General features: G+C 63.4%; 15 protein-coding genes. 11 read left to right on the plus strand and 4 right to left on the minus strand.

Annotated features, from left to right (window positions below; genetic code table 11):
• Window positions 1-99: 99 nt before the first annotated feature.
• From fruB to OKC29_RS01995, 4 genes are all read left to right on the plus strand, one after another.
• On the plus strand, window positions 100-1200 hold the full coding sequence (gene fruB, locus OKC29_RS01980) for a fused PTS fructose transporter subunit IIA/HPr protein (protein ID WP_073350177.1): 1101 nt from the start codon (window positions 100-102) through the stop codon (window positions 1198-1200).
• Window positions 1200-2189 carry a 1-phosphofructokinase gene (pfkB, locus tag OKC29_RS01985; protein WP_073350179.1) on the plus strand — a complete coding sequence of 330 codons (990 nt, stop codon included), beginning with the start codon at window positions 1200-1202 and terminating at the stop codon, window positions 2187-2189. The genes fruB and pfkB overlap by 1 nt, the downstream gene beginning before the upstream one ends.
• Window positions 2186-3922: a PTS fructose transporter subunit IIBC gene (gene fruA, locus OKC29_RS01990; RefSeq protein ID WP_270668774.1), complete on the plus strand. Its 1737-nt coding sequence runs from the start codon at window positions 2186-2188 to the stop codon at window positions 3920-3922. The genes pfkB and fruA overlap by 4 nt, the downstream gene beginning before the upstream one ends.
• A gap of 188 nt (window positions 3923-4110) precedes the next feature.
• A complete protein-coding gene (locus OKC29_RS01995) occupies window positions 4111-4704 on the plus strand; it encodes a glucose-6-phosphate isomerase family protein (protein WP_073350183.1) in 594 nt (197 codons plus the stop codon).
• Here OKC29_RS01995 and OKC29_RS02000 read toward each other — a convergent pair.
• Window positions 4701-5708, minus strand: a complete 1008-nt coding sequence (locus tag OKC29_RS02000; RefSeq protein ID WP_016350646.1) for a LacI family DNA-binding transcriptional regulator — start codon at window positions 5706-5708, stop codon at window positions 4701-4703. The two genes, OKC29_RS01995 and OKC29_RS02000, sit on opposite strands and share 4 nt — an antisense overlap.
• 212 nt (window positions 5709-5920) lie before the next feature.
• Between OKC29_RS02000 and OKC29_RS02005 the strand changes: the two genes are divergently transcribed.
• The 6 genes from OKC29_RS02005 to OKC29_RS02030 all read left to right on the plus strand — a co-directional run bounded on the left by OKC29_RS02005 (window position 5921) and on the right by OKC29_RS02030 (window position 11543).
• Entirely contained in the window at window positions 5921-7687 is a 1767-nt protein-coding gene (locus OKC29_RS02005; RefSeq protein ID WP_073350185.1) for a class I mannose-6-phosphate isomerase, read from the plus strand.
• Window positions 7688-7692: 5 nt separating this feature from the next.
• Window positions 7693-8124, plus strand: coding sequence for a PTS sugar transporter subunit IIA (locus OKC29_RS02010; protein ID WP_073350187.1), 432 nt, complete (start codon window positions 7693-7695; stop codon window positions 8122-8124).
• 9 nt (window positions 8125-8133) lie between these two features.
• Window positions 8134-8628, plus strand: coding sequence for a PTS system mannose/fructose/N-acetylgalactosamine-transporter subunit IIB (locus OKC29_RS02015; RefSeq protein WP_016350649.1), 495 nt, complete (start codon window positions 8134-8136; stop codon window positions 8626-8628).
• Between the two features lie 12 nt (window positions 8629-8640).
• Window positions 8641-9444: a PTS mannose/fructose/sorbose/N-acetylgalactosamine transporter subunit IIC gene (locus OKC29_RS02020; RefSeq protein WP_011706182.1), complete on the plus strand. Its 804-nt coding sequence runs from the start codon at window positions 8641-8643 to the stop codon at window positions 9442-9444.
• Window positions 9444-10292 (plus strand): PTS system mannose/fructose/sorbose family transporter subunit IID, encoded by an 849-nt coding sequence (locus tag OKC29_RS02025; protein ID WP_017410136.1) that lies wholly within the window; start codon window positions 9444-9446, stop codon window positions 10290-10292. The genes OKC29_RS02020 and OKC29_RS02025 overlap by 1 nt, the downstream gene beginning before the upstream one ends.
• 93 nt (window positions 10293-10385) lie before the next feature.
• On the plus strand, window positions 10386-11543 hold the full coding sequence (locus OKC29_RS02030; protein WP_073350189.1) for an AGE family epimerase/isomerase: 1158 nt from the start codon (window positions 10386-10388) through the stop codon (window positions 11541-11543).
• Window positions 11544-11567: 24 nt separating this feature from the next.
• Here OKC29_RS02030 and OKC29_RS02035 read toward each other — a convergent pair whose 3' ends face one another.
• Complete coding sequence (locus tag OKC29_RS02035) at window positions 11568-11819, minus strand: DUF1289 domain-containing protein (RefSeq protein WP_024945260.1); 252 nt, start codon at window positions 11817-11819, stop codon at window positions 11568-11570.
• Between the two features lie 150 nt (window positions 11820-11969).
• Between OKC29_RS02035 and mltA the strand changes: the two genes are divergently transcribed.
• A complete protein-coding gene (gene mltA, locus OKC29_RS02040) occupies window positions 11970-13121 on the plus strand; it encodes a murein transglycosylase A (protein WP_011706178.1) in 1152 nt (383 codons plus the stop codon).
• Between the two features lie 119 nt (window positions 13122-13240).
• On the opposite strand, the gene yfaE is transcribed toward mltA, so the two are convergent.
• Window positions 13241-13561 (minus strand): class I ribonucleotide reductase maintenance protein YfaE, encoded by a 321-nt coding sequence (yfaE, locus tag OKC29_RS02045; RefSeq protein ID WP_162275681.1) that lies wholly within the window; start codon window positions 13559-13561, stop codon window positions 13241-13243.
• Window positions 13558-14691: a class Ia ribonucleoside-diphosphate reductase subunit beta gene (nrdB, locus tag OKC29_RS02050; RefSeq protein WP_011706176.1), complete on the minus strand. Its 1134-nt coding sequence runs from the start codon at window positions 14689-14691 to the stop codon at window positions 13558-13560. The genes yfaE and nrdB overlap by 4 nt, the downstream gene beginning before the upstream one ends.
• Between the last annotated feature and the right edge of the window lie 10 nt (window positions 14692-14701).

Genomic DNA, 14701 nt, shown 5'->3' on the forward strand with positions numbered 1-14701 from the left:
GGATGCAATCCGGTCTATTGTCAGCAGGCGAGTGGTACGAATGGTTATGTTTGATGAGCCGGTACGGCCAGGCCGCCCGGCACCTGATGGAGAATCTCTATGTTGAAGTTGGCGCGACAGCAGATCCTGCTGGGGCAGTCGGTGGCGACCAAGGCCGAAGCCATTGCCCTGTTGGCAGGCAAACTGACCGAAGCCGGTCTGGTGGAAGCGGGATATGTAGACGGCATGCTGGCCCGTGAAGCGCAGCACGCCACCTATCTTGGCAGCGGCATCGCCATTCCCCACGGCACCACCGACACCCGGCATCTGGTGAAGAACACCGGCGTCATGGTGGCCCAGTTCCCGCAGGGGATCGAGTGGGACGAGGGGCAGATCGCCTACGTCGCCATCGGCATCGCCGCCAAGTCCGACGAGCATCTGGGCATTTTGCGCCAGCTCACCCACGTGCTGGGTGATGAGCAGGCGGCAGCACAATTGAAAGTGGCCACCGATGCCGACACCATCATCAATATCCTGACCGGTGCGACGGCGGCCAAAGAGGTGCAGTTCCTGGCCCTGGCCGACTTCCCGGCCGACGATCGCGACCAGCTGCTGCTGGGCGCCGCTGCCCGCGCCAAATCCGCCGGCTGGGGCGATGCCGCCATGGTGAGCGCCCTGTTGGCAAGTGAACCCGCCTACCTGGGCGAGGGCATCTGGCTGGCGCGGGCACAAGCAGCCCAGACCGGCTGGGTGCTGGCTACGCCTAGCACTGCACTTAACGCAGGGGAACAACCGGTCAGCGCCCTGCTGCTGCTGTGCGCCGCCGATAGCGGCCATCTGGCGCAGCTCGACAACCTGGCCAAACTGGCGGCTGCCGGTCAGCTGGCTACGCTGGCAGGCGGTGAGGGGCTGGCCATGTTGCAAGCGGGGCCGGCCAGCGGTCTGTCCGACACCTTCACCATCATCAACCCTCATGGGTTGCATGCCCGTCCGGGCGCCATTCTGGTCAAGGTGGCCAAAGAGTATGAATCCGATATTCGCGTGGCGAATCTGGATGGCAGCGGCGAGGCGGTCTCCGCCAAGAGCCTGATGAAGGTGATTGGCCTTGGCGTCAAGTGCGGGCACCGTCTGGCGTTTCGCGTCGAAGGCCCGGATGCCGAAGCGGCGCTCAAGGGCATAGGCGCCGCCATTGCGGCCGGTCTGGGCGAGGGGGCGCATTGATGGACATAGTGACCATCACCCTCAATCCGGCGCTTGATCTCACCACCCGTCTCGAGGCGATGAGCCTGGGCGAGGTGAACCTGGTGAGCGAGGCCAACCTGCGTGCGGCGGGCAAGGGGATCAACGTTGCCATGGTGCTCAAGGACTTGGGCCGCGAGGTGGGCGTCACCGGCTGGCTTGGCGCCGATAACCAGCAGAGCTTCGTCTCCCTGTTTACCGAGCGTGCTCTGGCCGATCACTTCGTGCGCGTCGCGGGCAGCACCCGCATCAACGTCAAGATCTCCGAGCAATCCGGTCGGGTCACCGATCTCAACCTGCCGGGGCTCACCATCCATCAAGGGGAAGTGAGCACGCTGGAGCAGGCCATCGACGAACTGGCAGCGCGTGCCGACTGGTTCGTGCTGGCGGGCAGCCTGCCCAAAGGGGTGGCCCCCGATTACTGCGCCCATCTGATCCGCCTGCTCAAGGCCAAGGGCAAGCAGGTGATCTTCGATTGCAGCGGCGCGGCGTTAAGCGAAGGGATCAAGGCGGCGCCGACCCTGGTCAAACCCAATCTGGAAGAGCTGAGCCAGTGGGCGGGCCGCCCCATCAAGACTTTGAGCGAGCAGGCCGAATGTGCCCGCGCGCTACAGGCAAGCGGGATCCCCAACGTGGTGATCTCCAACGGTGCTGATGGCCTCATCTGGTTTGCACCGGATGCTGTCTGGCAGGCGATTCCGCCGCGCATGCAGGTGGTCAGCACGGTGGGTGCCGGCGATTCCCTGGTGGCCGGTCTCGCCCATGGTCTCAGCCTTGGCTGGACGCCGGAGCAGACCCTGCGGCTGGGCACCGCCGTCTCGGCACTGGCGGTCAGCCAGGTGGCGGTCGGTTTTAGCGATATCAGTGTGCTCAACCCCTTGCTTGAACAGGTGCGCGTACAGCGTCTGGATGCGCTGGCACCGGTTCAATGTCATACCCCCTCAATGGAAAACTCAGGAGATGCCCAATGAAAGCAATCTTGGTTACGGCTTGCCCGGCGGGCATTGCCACCAGCTTTCTCGCTGCAAAACGGATAGAACAGCAGGCCAAACTGGCTGGCTGGGAGCTCACCCTCGACGTCGGCTCCAGCGTGCAGCCTCGCCAGGTACCGGGCAAGGAGCAGATTGCCGCCGCCGACCTGGTGCTGGTCGTTGCTAGCGCCCCGGTGGATCTCGCCGCCTATGACGGCAAGCGGGTCTATCAGGGCAGCATGGATCTCGCCCTGCAGGATCCGGCCGCCTTGCTGGAAGCCGCCGCCAGCGGCGCCAGCGTCTATCGCCATCAAGCCGCCTCCGCCGTTGCCAATGCTGCCGCCAAACCGGCCGTCGCTGGCAAGCGCATCGTGGCGGTGACCGCCTGCCCGACCGGGGTGGCCCACACCTTCATGTCGGCAGAAGCGCTGGAGACCATGGCCAAACAGCTGGGTCATCAGATCCGCGTCGAGACTCAAGGCTCGGTCGGTGCCCAGAACGCCCTGACTGCCGAGGAGATTGCATCCGCCGATCTGGTGTTCCTCGCCACCGACATCGAGGTGGACATGGCCCGTTTCGACGGCAAGCCGGTCTATCGCACCAGCACGGGCGCGGCGCTCAAGAAAACCCGTGCCGAGCTCGACAAGGCCTGGACCGAGGCGAAAACCTATCGCCACAGCGGCGCCAGCCAACCCAAGAAAGAAGAGAAGGCAGGCCCCTACAAGCACCTGCTGACCGGGGTCTCCTTCATGCTGCCCATGGTGGTGGCGGGCGGCCTTATCATCGCGCTCTCGTTCGTGTTCGGGATCGAGGCGTTCAAGGTGGAAGGCACCCTGGCCGCGGCCCTGATGAAGATCGGTGGCGGCTCCGCCTTTGCCCTGATGATCCCAGTACTGGCCGGTTACATTGCCTACTCCATCGCTGACCGTCCGGGCCTCGCCCCCGGCATGATCGGCGGCATGCTGGCAAGCTCGCTGGGTGCCGGTTTCCTCGGTGGCATAGTCGCCGGTTTCCTGGCCGGTTACAGTGCCAAGTACCTGAGCGACAAGGTGCGCCTGCCGGTGACCCTGGAAGCGCTCAAGCCGATCCTGATCATTCCGCTGTTTGCCAGCCTGTTTACCGGCCTGGTGATGATCTACGTCGTGGGTGGCCCGGTGGCCGGCATCATAAATGCCATGACCACCTTCCTCAACAACATGGGCTCCGCCAACGCCGTGCTGCTGGGTGTCATCATCGGCGCCATGATGTGCTTCGACATGGGCGGCCCGGTCAACAAGGCAGCCTACGCCTTCGGGGTCGGCCTGCTGGCCTCCAAAACCTACGCCCCCATGGCAGCGGTAATGGCCGCCGGTATGGTGCCGGCACTGGGGATGGGGATCGCCACCTTCCTGGCCCGCACCAAGTTCATCAAGGCGGAGCAGGAAGCAGGCAAAGCCTCCTTCGTGCTGGGTCTGTGCTTCATCTCCGAGGGGGCCATCCCGTTTGCCGCCAAGGATCCGATGCGGGTCATCCCGGCCTGCATGGTCGGCGGCGCCCTGACCGGTGCGCTCTCCATGCTGTTCGGTTGCGAGCTGATGGCGCCCCACGGCGGTCTGTTCGTGCTGTTCATCCCGCACGCCATCAGCAACGTCATGATGTATATCGTGGCGATTGCGGCAGGCTCGCTGCTGACCGGTGTCTCCTACGCCATGCTCAAGCGCGGTGAAGAGCAGGCCAAACTGGCCACGGCATAAGCCGCTAACCAGCAACACGCCATACAAGAGAGCGGCCTTTGGGCCGCTTTTTTATTGCCCACATTTATTGTCCAAAAAAGTGACGAGGGTAGGGCAACCTGGCTTGTGGTTAATGGATTAACCCTCTAGCGTGGGACCCCGAAGGGCGCCACTGCGCCTGCCGATAACCCGATCCCCAGGAGCAGATGATGATCCCCATGACCCCCCCCATTCTCGATTTTGCGACCGGCAAGCTCGGCGGCGCCGAACTGGTGGAAAAGAGCACCACCCTGGCCGACCTGCAGGGCCTCTTTGTTGACCCGCACGCCGAGGCGGCGCTTTCGCCTGATACCCGGCTCTATCGGGTCGCCATGTTGCCCGGCCATGGCGGCGAGGGGGATCTCAACATGGGGGTCACTTATCTGGCGGCGGGCCGGGTTGGCCAGGAGTTCTTCATGACCCGCGGTCATCTCCATGCGCGCGCCGAGCAGGCGGAATATTACTTCGGGTTGTGCGGGCAGGGGTTGTTGCTGCTGCAGGATATGGCCGGTGTCTGCCGGCTGGAGCAGGTCTTTGCCGGCAGCGTTCACCATATCCCTGGCCATGTGGCCCATCGACTCATCAACACCGGCGAGACGCAGCTCTCGGCGCTGGCGGTCTGGCCCGCCGTCGCCGGCCACGATTACGAAGCGCTGGGATCGCGCGGTTTTGGCCTGCGGGTGCTGGCCGGGGAGGATGGCACGCCCCGCATTGTCACTTCTCTGGACAAGCCACTTGAAACAGCGTATGCGGCGGCCCGCTAGGGGCTGCCGCAAGATTGGCGCACCACCAGGGTGGGGGGCAGAATGATGCTCTTGGCCGGTTCGTCGTTGCCGGCCATCCGCTCGAGCAGCAGTTCGCCGGCTTTTCGGCCGATCTCCCGCGACGCCACCGAGACGGTGGTGAGGGGCGGGTCCACCAGCGCGGTTTCCGGCAGATCGTCAAAGCCCACCAGTGCAAAGTCCTGACCGATGACCCGCCCCAGCTTGCGCAGCGCCAGAATGGCGCCGAGCGCCACCACGTCCTGATAGCAGACCGCCGCCGTCACCTCGGGATGCTGTTCCAGCAGCGCCGTGATGGCGCGGGTGCCTTCCACCCGGCTGGCGCCGCAGCCGATGATCCACTCCGGCCTTGGGGAGATGCCGTGTTCGAGCAACTTGCTCATGTAGCCGCCGAGGCGCTGGGAGCGACTGATGGAGGCGGGGTTGCCCCCGACAAAGGCGATGTGGCGGTGGCCCAGCTTCAGCAGGTGTTCGGTCGCCAGCTGGCAGCCCAGAAAGTTGTCGGTGCCGACGAAGTCGATCGCCACGTCCGGCACCGGCCGCACGATCAGAATGGTGGGCATGCGGCGGCGTTGCAGGCTCTCGAAGAAGCTGCGGGGAGTGGTCTGGGTGGCGCAGATCACCATGCCGGCGGCGTTGTTGCGCTGCAGCGAGTCGGTGAACTGCTGCTGCCGGGTGGCCGATTCCTCGCTGTTGGCCAGAAACAGCATCAGATCGTGATGCTCCATCTCCCGGCTGAGGCCCGCCGTCATCTCCGCATAGAAGGGGTTGGTGATGTCGTGCAGCAACAGACCGACCTGGTTGCTGCTCTTGTTGCGCAGGTTGGCGGCGGTCTGGTTGTAGACATAGCCGAGCTCGTCGATGGCCCTGAGTACCCGCTGGCGGGTGTGCTCGGAGATGCGCCCCTTGTTGCGCAGGGTCATGGAGACGGTGGCAGTCGACACCCCCAGATGGCGGGCGATGTCGGCAACGGTCACATTGCTCATGGGATGGATCCTGTCAGGAAGTAGGCCTCAAAGGTATATCGATTAACCTTTGTTTGTTAACTTGCCATGATGAAATTGCCGTCATGATCACATATCTCGCCCATTCTGGCGATCAAATACACCATTTTATGAGGTTAATCTTGTTTATCAGGTTGTGGTTAACAGGTTAATCGATTTATCTCTTTCGTAGGTGTCAACGAGAGAGCAAGCCAATGATTCATTCGAGTTACGTCTCCAACTACGACAAATTCCCGGAAGTGGTGGTCGCCGGCCATGAGGGCGCCGCCTGCGCGGGATGGGACGCGATTGCCCATGAGCTGGTGGCCAAAGTGAACGGGCAGAACAGGGCGAAAGTGGTTCTGGTGATCGACTGCTATCACGGCGTGGATCAGGACGAGCTGCGTAGCCAGCTGCTGACAAGGTTCGGGCCCCACACGCTCATCGAGGTGGAGCAGGCCCGTCTGCCCGAATCAAAAGTGCTGGCGATGCTGGAGCGCTTCATCACCGAGGACCGGGTGTTTGGCGTGCTGGCCCCCCACAAGATGGTGGAGTTTTTTGACCCGGCCGCGCTGGCTAGTCTGCAGCGGCAGGTCGCAGAGATAACCCGTGGCCTGGTGGTGGTGATGGGCAGTGGCGCCTCGCTGGTGGCGAGAGGGGATGTGCGGGTCTATGCCGATCTTGCCCGCTGGGAGATCCAGCAGCGACTGCGGCGCAAGGAGCTGGGTAACTGGGGGGCCGGCAACGAGGAGGAGGACATACTGCGCCGCTACAAGCGCGCCTTCTTCATCGAGTGGCGGGTGTTTGACCGCCATAAACTGGCCCAGCTGCCCATCATCGATTTCCTGCTCGACACCAACACTCGAGGCAAGCCGACCCTGGTGACGGGTCAGGCGCTGCTGGCGGGGTTGCATCAGGCGGCGCGCCAGCCGTTTCGGGTGGTGCCCTTCTTCGACCCCGGGGTCTGGGGCGGGCAGTGGATGAAGCAGGTGTGCGATCTGGACCCGGCCCAGCCCAACTATGCCTGGTGCTTTGATTGCGTACCGGAAGAGAACAGCCTCTACCTGCGCATTGGCGAGGTGCGGGTGGAGATCCCGTCGCAAAACCTGGTGCTGTGCGAGCCCTGCGCCTTGCTTGGGGAGCGGGTACATGCCCGCTTTGGTGCCGAGTTCCCGATCCGGTTCGATTTTCTCGACACGGTGGGGGGGCAGCCGCTCAGTTTGCAGGTGCATCCGCTGACCGAATACATCCAGCAGGAGTTCGGCATGCACTACACCCAGGACGAGAGCTACTACCTGCTTGATGCCAAGCCGGACTCTTGCGTCTACCTCGGCACCCGCACCGGCATCGACCCGCAGGCGATGCTGGCGGATCTGGCCGCCGCCCAGCGCGGCGAGAAGCCCTTCGATGACGAGCGCTTCATCAACCGTTTTCCGGCCCGTAAACACGATCACTTCCTGATCCCGGCCGGGACCGTCCACTGCTCGGGAGAGGGGGCCATGGTGCTCGAGATCAGCGCCACCCCCTACATCTTTACCTTCAAGCTGTGGGACTGGGGCCGGGTCGGGCTCGACGGCATCCCGCGCCCCATCCATCTGGTGCATGGCAGCAAGGTGATCCAGTGGGAGCGCGATACCGACTGGACCCGCGAGCACCTGGTCAATCGCATCGAGCTCATTGCCGAGGGGCCGGGCTGGCGCGAGGAGCGCACCGGACTGCATGAGCGGGAATTCATCGAGACCCGTCGCCACTGGTTCAGTGTGCCGGTGGAGCACGACACCGGCGGTACCGTGCAGGTACTCAATCTGATCGAGGGGCGGGAGGCGACGGTGGAGAGCCCCGACCATGCGTTCGCGCCGTTTGTGGTGCACTACGCCGAGACCTTCATCGTCCCGGCCTCGGTAGGGCGTTATCGCATCCGCCCGAGCGGCGAGAGTGAAGGGGCGACCATCGCCACCATCAAGGCCTATGTGAGGGGGTAACCAAGATGCTGAGGATCCTTATCGCAACCCATGGTTCACTGGCGCCGGCCCTGCTGGCCAGCGCCAGCATGGTTTACGGCGAGCTGCCCGCGGTGGCGACCGTCTCCCTCACCGAAGAGGGGGGGATCGAGGCCTTTCGCACCGAGTTTGAACAGGCCCTGCGCCGCCATGGCGCGGGGACTGACGGGGTGCTGGTGCTGTGCGACATGGAGTGCGGCACCCCCTACAACGTGGCGTGCCGCTTCGCGTTTGACCCCGAATGGCCACAGCCGCTGGCGGTGGTGACCGGGGTCAACTTCCCCATGCTGCTGATGAGCGCCGAGCTGCTGGATGCCGTGGATGTGCACGAGGCGGCCCGCCAGTTGCTGGTTCAGGCACTGGAATCCATGGTGATCGCGGCCCCGGCGGTTGCGCACCAGCAAGACGACAACTTCTAGGAGAGCGAAATGGCCATTTCATTTGTACGCATTGACGATCGGGTGATCCACGGTCAGCTGGTGACGCGCTGGGCCAGGGAGCTGCCTTGCGACGGCATCGTCGCGATCGATGACGAGGTGGCGGCCGATCCGCTGCTCTCCCAGGTGATGATCGGTGCCGTGCCGGACACCCGGGTGTGGCTGTTCGACGTGGCGACGGCGATTGCCAAGCTGCCCAAGGTGATCGCGAGCGACAAGCGCTACTTCGTGATCGGCAAGTCGCCGGTCACCCTGCAGCGGCTCTGCGCCGCCGGTATCTCCCTTGAGAACCACAACGGCAAGATCAACGTCGGGCCCATGAGTGCCCGCGAGCAGACCACCACCATAGGCCCCAACCAGTCGGTCACGGCGCAGGAGATCGCCGCCTTTGACTACCTCGCCGGCCTTGGCCACGACATTGACTTTCGGCTGGTGCCGGATGCCAGCCACTACAGCTGGGCGGATGCCCAGAAAAAGCTGAAATAGGGAGCAGACATCATGTTTCTGGAAGCAACACTCATCGGGATACTCTGTTATCTCGGTGCCCTCAGCAGCCCCTGGCTGCTGGGATTGACCGGGGGCTGGTACACCATCACCCGTCCGCTGGTCTCGGGCATGCTGGTGGGGGCCATCCTCGGTGATATCCAGACCGGGATCCTCATCGGGGTGGCGGTGCAGGCGGTCTATATCGCCATGGTGACGCCGGGTGGTTCCATGCCGGCGGATCTCAACTTCGTCGCCTTTCCGGCGATTGCGCTGGGCATCCTGTCGGGCAAGGAGCCGTCGGTGGCGGTGGCCATTGCCGCCACCATCGGCATCGCCGGCACCATTCTCTTCAACTTCATGATGGTGCTCAACTCCTACTGGAACCACAGGGCCGACGTGGCGCTGGAGCAGGGGGACGAGCAGGGGGTCTACCTCAACAGCGCCATCTTCCCGCAGGCCAGCAACTTCGTGCTGCGCTTCGTGCCCACCTTCATCGCCGTCTATTTTGGCAACCAGTACATCGAAGGTTTCATGAACAGCCTGCCGGAGCTGGTGATCCGCACCATGACGGTGGTAGGCGGCATACTGCCGGCGGTCGGCATCGCCATCCTGCTCAAGCAGATCATCAAGCAGAGCAGCATGCTGATCTACTTCCTGGTGGGCTTTGTCGGCATCGTCTTTCTCAAGCTCAACATGGTGGGGCTGGTGATGATCGGCGCCCTGCTCGCACTCATCCACTACAACTACAAGCCGGAGCCGCGCCCTGCACCGGCTGCCCGTGCTGCCACCCAAACCGACGATGAGGATGAATTCTGATGGACGCACAGCTGCAAGCGGGCCAGCCGGTGAACAAGGCGCCGGTGGCCCTCACTCCCAAGGATCTGCGTGCCTGCTGGCGCGCCTGGATGATGTACAACCTCTCCTCCATGAGCTTCGAGCGGCTCGAATCCTTCGGCTTCTGCCTTGGCATGATGCCGGCGCTGAAAAAACTCTATCCCGGCAAGGCGGAGCGGACGGAGGCGATGAAACGCCACGCCTCCTTCTACAACACCGAGCCTCAGCTTGGCGCCATCATCAACGGGTTGGCGGTGGGGCTGGAGGAGAAGCGGGCCAACGGCGAGCGGATCGATGGCGAGACCATCAACACCCTGAAAGTGGGGTTGATGGGGCCCATCGCCGGGATCGGGGATTCCATGATCCCGGGCATGCTGGTGCCCATTCTGCTCAGCATCGGCATGGCGCTGGCCGCCGGCGGCAGCGTGCTGGGGCCGCTCTTTTACATCATCAGCTTCAACGCCATCGTCATCACCGGCTCCTACATGCTGTTCATGAAGGGCTACCGGATGGGGACCGGCTCGGTGGAGGCGCTGGTGAGCTCTGAGTCGGTCAAGCTGCGCGAGGCGCTCTCCCTGCTCGGGGTCTTCGTGATGGGCGGGGTGGCGGCCAGTTACGTCAATCTCTCCACCGGGCTCGATTTTGTCACCTCCGATGGGGTCAACATCCAGCTGCAGGCCATGCTGGACGGCATCTTTCCCAAACTGATGCCGCTGCTGGTGGTGCTTGGTACCTGGTATCTGATGGCCAGACGCAATGTCTCGCCGGTCAAGGCCATGCTGGGGCTGCTGGTCGTGGCCTTTGTCGGGGTCGCCGTCGGGCTGTTCTAGGCCGTTCAAGGGTTGAGGTGAGCACAGACAGGGGAGAGCAGGGCTCTCCCTTTTTATGGGCTTGGGTGATGGGTTGGCTGGAGAGGTGCTGAGATGCATGACGAGATAAGAGAGGCCGCGCAGCGCTGCCGATGCTGGCTGGTGGAGGAGGCGCTACCTCACTGGGGAGCAAGCGGATTTGATTGGCAGCGGGGGCTGTTTGCCGAAGGGCTGGATGGCGCAGGCGCGCCGCTCTGGCAGCCCATTCGCTTTCGGGTGCAGAGCCGCCAGATCTATGTGTTCAGCCACGCCGCCCTGCTCGGCTGGTATGAGGGGGGCGAGCTGGCAGAGCGCTGCGCCAAGTTTGGCATGAGGCGCTTTGCTGATGGCGCCGGCAACCAGCTATTTTCCCTCAATGCAGATGGCTCGCCCGCCGACGGTGCGGTGTGCTGCTACGAATACGCCTTTGCCCTGCTGGCCGAGTGCTGGCTCTACCGTTTGAGCGGCGAGCCGCGTTGGCAGCAGCAGGCCGAGTCGCGCTATCAGGCCATCGAACTGCTCTTTGCCGATCCTGTGTATGGCGGGTTTCACTCCTGCTTTCCGCCAAGCGCGCTGCGCAGTCAAAATCCCCATATGCATCTGTTCGAAGCGCTGCTGGTGGCGGCGGAGAGCTTTGATGAGCCGCGCTGGCAGGGGCGCGCCCATCGGCTCTATCAGCTGTTTCGCCAGCGTTTTCTGGAGCCCGCCTTGCTGCGGGAGTTCTTCGATGAGCGGCTTCTCCCGACCCATCCCGATTCGCACCTGATCGACCCGGGCCATCACTACGAGTGGTGCTGGCTGCTGGCCCGTTACCGGGCATTGGCGCAAGGGTGGGAATGTGGGCCGAGTGAGCGCGAGATAGACGAGGGGATCGCCATCCTGACCCGCTTTGCCACCGCTCACGGCCACGGGCCGACCGGGCTGGTGCTGGATGAGCTCACCGATGACGGGCGGCCCCATCGGGCGACCAGCCGGCTCTGGTGCCAGACCGAGCAGCTCAAGGCGCTGCTGGCAGCCTACGAGCGGCGAGGGGAGGCTGAGATTGCGCACCGGATTGGTGAGGTTGTGGGGCGGATCTTTGACTATTACCTGATGCCGGCCCTGCCGGGTCAGTGGCTAGATCAGGTGGATGTGACGGGGGCGCCGTTGGCCGGCCATGCCCCGGCCAGCACCTTCTATCACCTGTTCGTGGCGTTCAGCGAGCTGGTGCGGGTGGCGCAAAGGGAGGGGTAAAGAGGGATAGAAGAAGGGCTGGGTTTAAAAATCCCAGCCCGGTTGCTCCGGCTGCTCGGGTTGGGCTCCCTCCAGCGCCTTGCGGCGGGCGGCTTCCACCCGGGCCTTGCGACCACGGCACAGGCGCATCACCTCTTGCTGCTGGGCATGGCTCATGGTGAGCCAGTTGAAGCGCTCCTCGCGGCTGCGCAGGCACCCCTTGCAGTAGCCCTTGTTGTTTACTTCGCAGACCCCGATGCAGGGGCTCTGCAGCGGGAAGATTTCGAGCTGTTCCATCCATGGCCTCTCACACCCTGTTACCTTGTTATAACCCAGAAGATCCCCTTTGGAGAAATCCGCCGTCCCAGGCCTGAAGGCGTTTGCTTTCCCCCTGCAAATTTGGCATCTTCCCCGCCGAACATAACCCTTGGTGTTATATGAGGACATATGAATAAACACGCTTACTGGCTGACCGCCGCAGTGCTGGGGTTGGCCGGTTGTGCGGGCAACTCTGAGCAAGCCCAGGTGCCCAAAAACAAACCCGATGCCAGATGTTTTCTCAACTGCGAGGTGCCGGAAAATCTGGGCAAGCAGTATCTGGACGGTCCCCTGCCTGACGATCTGGTGCGAGTGGAGCGGGTCAACAGCCGACAGCGCGCCGATTACAGCAAGTTCGGCCCCCAGAGCCGGCTGGTGCTGGAGCGCTCCGGCAAGATGACCCGTCGCTACGGCGAGCTTTACCATCAACTCTCCCGCTGGGTGGCCAATGGCGGCGATCCCGCTCAGATCACCCGTTACGGCATCAGCCTGGCCCAGCTGGGCGGCTCGGATCGGATGGGCAACGTGCTGTTCACCGGTTACTACTCACCGGTGCTGGAGGTGCGTCACCGCCCGGATGCCAAGTACAAGTACCCCATCTATGCCATGCCAAAATGCGGCGGGCGCTGCCCGAGCCGGGCCCAGATCCACCAGGGGGCCCTGGCCAACCGCGGGCTGGAGCTGGGCTACAGCAAATCCCTCATCGACAACTTCCTGATGGACGTGCAGGGCTCGGGCTTCGTTCACTATGGCGACGACGATCGGCTGCAATATCTGGGTTACAGCGGCAAGAACGGTCACGGTTATGTCAGCATCGGCCGGGTACTGATCGATCGTGGCGAAGTGCCCAAGGAGCAGATGTCCATGAAGGCCATCAAGGAGTGGGCCAACCGTCAGCCGGAGGAGAGCGTCAAGGAGCTGGTGGAGCAGAACCCCTCCTATGTCTTCTTCGAACGTCGCCCCACCAACGACGTGATCGGGGCCGCCGGCATTCCGCTGCTGCCGATGGCGGCGGTGGCTGCCGACAAGACCCTGCTGCCGATGGGCACGCCAATCCTAGCGGAAGTACCGCTGCTGGACAAAGAGGGCAACTGGACCGGCAAGCACCAGCTGCGGCTGTTGATCGCGCTGGATGTGGGCGGTGCGGTGAAGAAGGGTCACCTCGATCTGTACCACGGCATGGGCGAGAAGGCCGGTGTCGCGGCGGGGCATTACAAGCACTTCGGCCGGGTCTGGAAGCTGGGTCTGCACCATGGGCCGACCGCCGCGCCCTGGCTGTAAGGCCCTGTAGGGGCGGGTGGCGCATCAGCCGCCCGCCCACCAGGCAGAGAGATGGATGTAAAAAAGCCGCCGGAGCAATCCGGCGGCTTTTTGTTTGCTGACGCGAACCTGAAGGGGTCTCAGCGCTTCTTGATGTCCAGCCGGATGGCGCCCACCGGTTTGCAGCAGCAGGGCAGGCACTCACCCTGCGAGACAAAGGCGAGCGGCACGGCAGCATAGTGCACCTTGCCTGCCAGCAGCGGCGTGCGGCAGGCGCCGCAATAGCCGCTGCGGCACTGGAACTCCACGTGATGACCGTGGCGCTCCAGGGTCTCCAGCACGCTCTCGCCGGGATGGGCGTGCAGCACGCCATCCTGGGTATGCACCCGTGGCGCGCCTGCGTCGCTCTGGGCGGGGGCCGCGTGCGGGGCAGGGGTCAGCGTGCCGGTGGCGTCACTCACAGCTCGAAATCACCCAGGTCTTCGGCATTCACTTCGCTGTCGATCTGACCCACCAGGTAGGAACTCACTTCCACTTCCTGCGGGGCGACCTGCACGTTGTCGGACGACAGCCAGGTGTTGATCCAGGGGATCGGGTTTTGCTTGGCGCCGGCAAAGGCTGGCTGCAGACCCACCGCATTCATGCGCAGGTTGGTGATGTACTCCACGTACTGGCAGAGGATGTCCTTGTTCAGGCCGATCATGGAGCCGTCCTGGAACAGGTACTCGGCCCACTCCTTCTCCTGGATGGCGGCTTCCTTGAACAGCTCGAAGCAGGCCTGCTCGCACTCGGCAGCAATCTCGGCCATCTCGGGGTCGTCCTGACCGCTGCGCATCAGGTTCAGCATGTGCTGGGTCCCGGTCAGGTGCAGCGCTTCGTCGCGGGCGATCATCTTGATGATCTTGGCGTTGCCCTCCATCAGCTCGCGCTCGGCGAAGGCAAAGGAGCAGGCGAAGCTGACGTAGAAGCGGATCGCTTCCAGCGCGTTGACGCTCATCAGGCACAGATAGAGTTTCTTTTTCAGCTCGCGCAAGGTGATGGTCACGTCACGACCGGCCACCCGGTGGGTGCCTTCACCGTGCAGGTTGTAGAGCGCGGTCGCCTCGATCAGATCGTCGTAGAAGTGGCTGATGGAGCCGGCGCGCTTCAGGATCTGTTCGTTGGTGACGATGTCGTCGAACACCTGGGCGGGGGTGTTGACGATGTTGCGAATGATGTGGGTGTAGGAGCGAGAGTGGATGGTCTCCGAGAAGGCCCAGGTCTCGATCCAGGTTTCCAGCTCCGGAATGGAGACCAGCGGCAGCAGCGCCACGTTGGGGCTGCGACCCTGGATGGAATCCAGCAGGGTCTGGTACTTCAGGTTGGAGATGAAGATGTGCTGCTCATGGGGCGGCAGGGCCTGGAAGTCGATGCGGTCGTGGGAGACGTCCACCTCTTCCGGGCGCCAGAAGAAGGAGAGCTGCTTTTCGATCAGCCGTTCGAACACTTCGTGTTTTTGCTGGTCATAACGGGCCACGTTGACCGATTGGCCGAAAAACATCGGCTCCTTGAGCTGGTCGTTTTGGGTCTGGCAGAACGTTGAATAGGCCATGGTGATTTGA

This window comes from Aeromonas sp. QDB34 (genome assembly GCF_027705405.1).
Taxonomy (GTDB): domain Bacteria; phylum Pseudomonadota; class Gammaproteobacteria; order Enterobacterales; family Aeromonadaceae; genus Aeromonas; species Aeromonas hydrophila.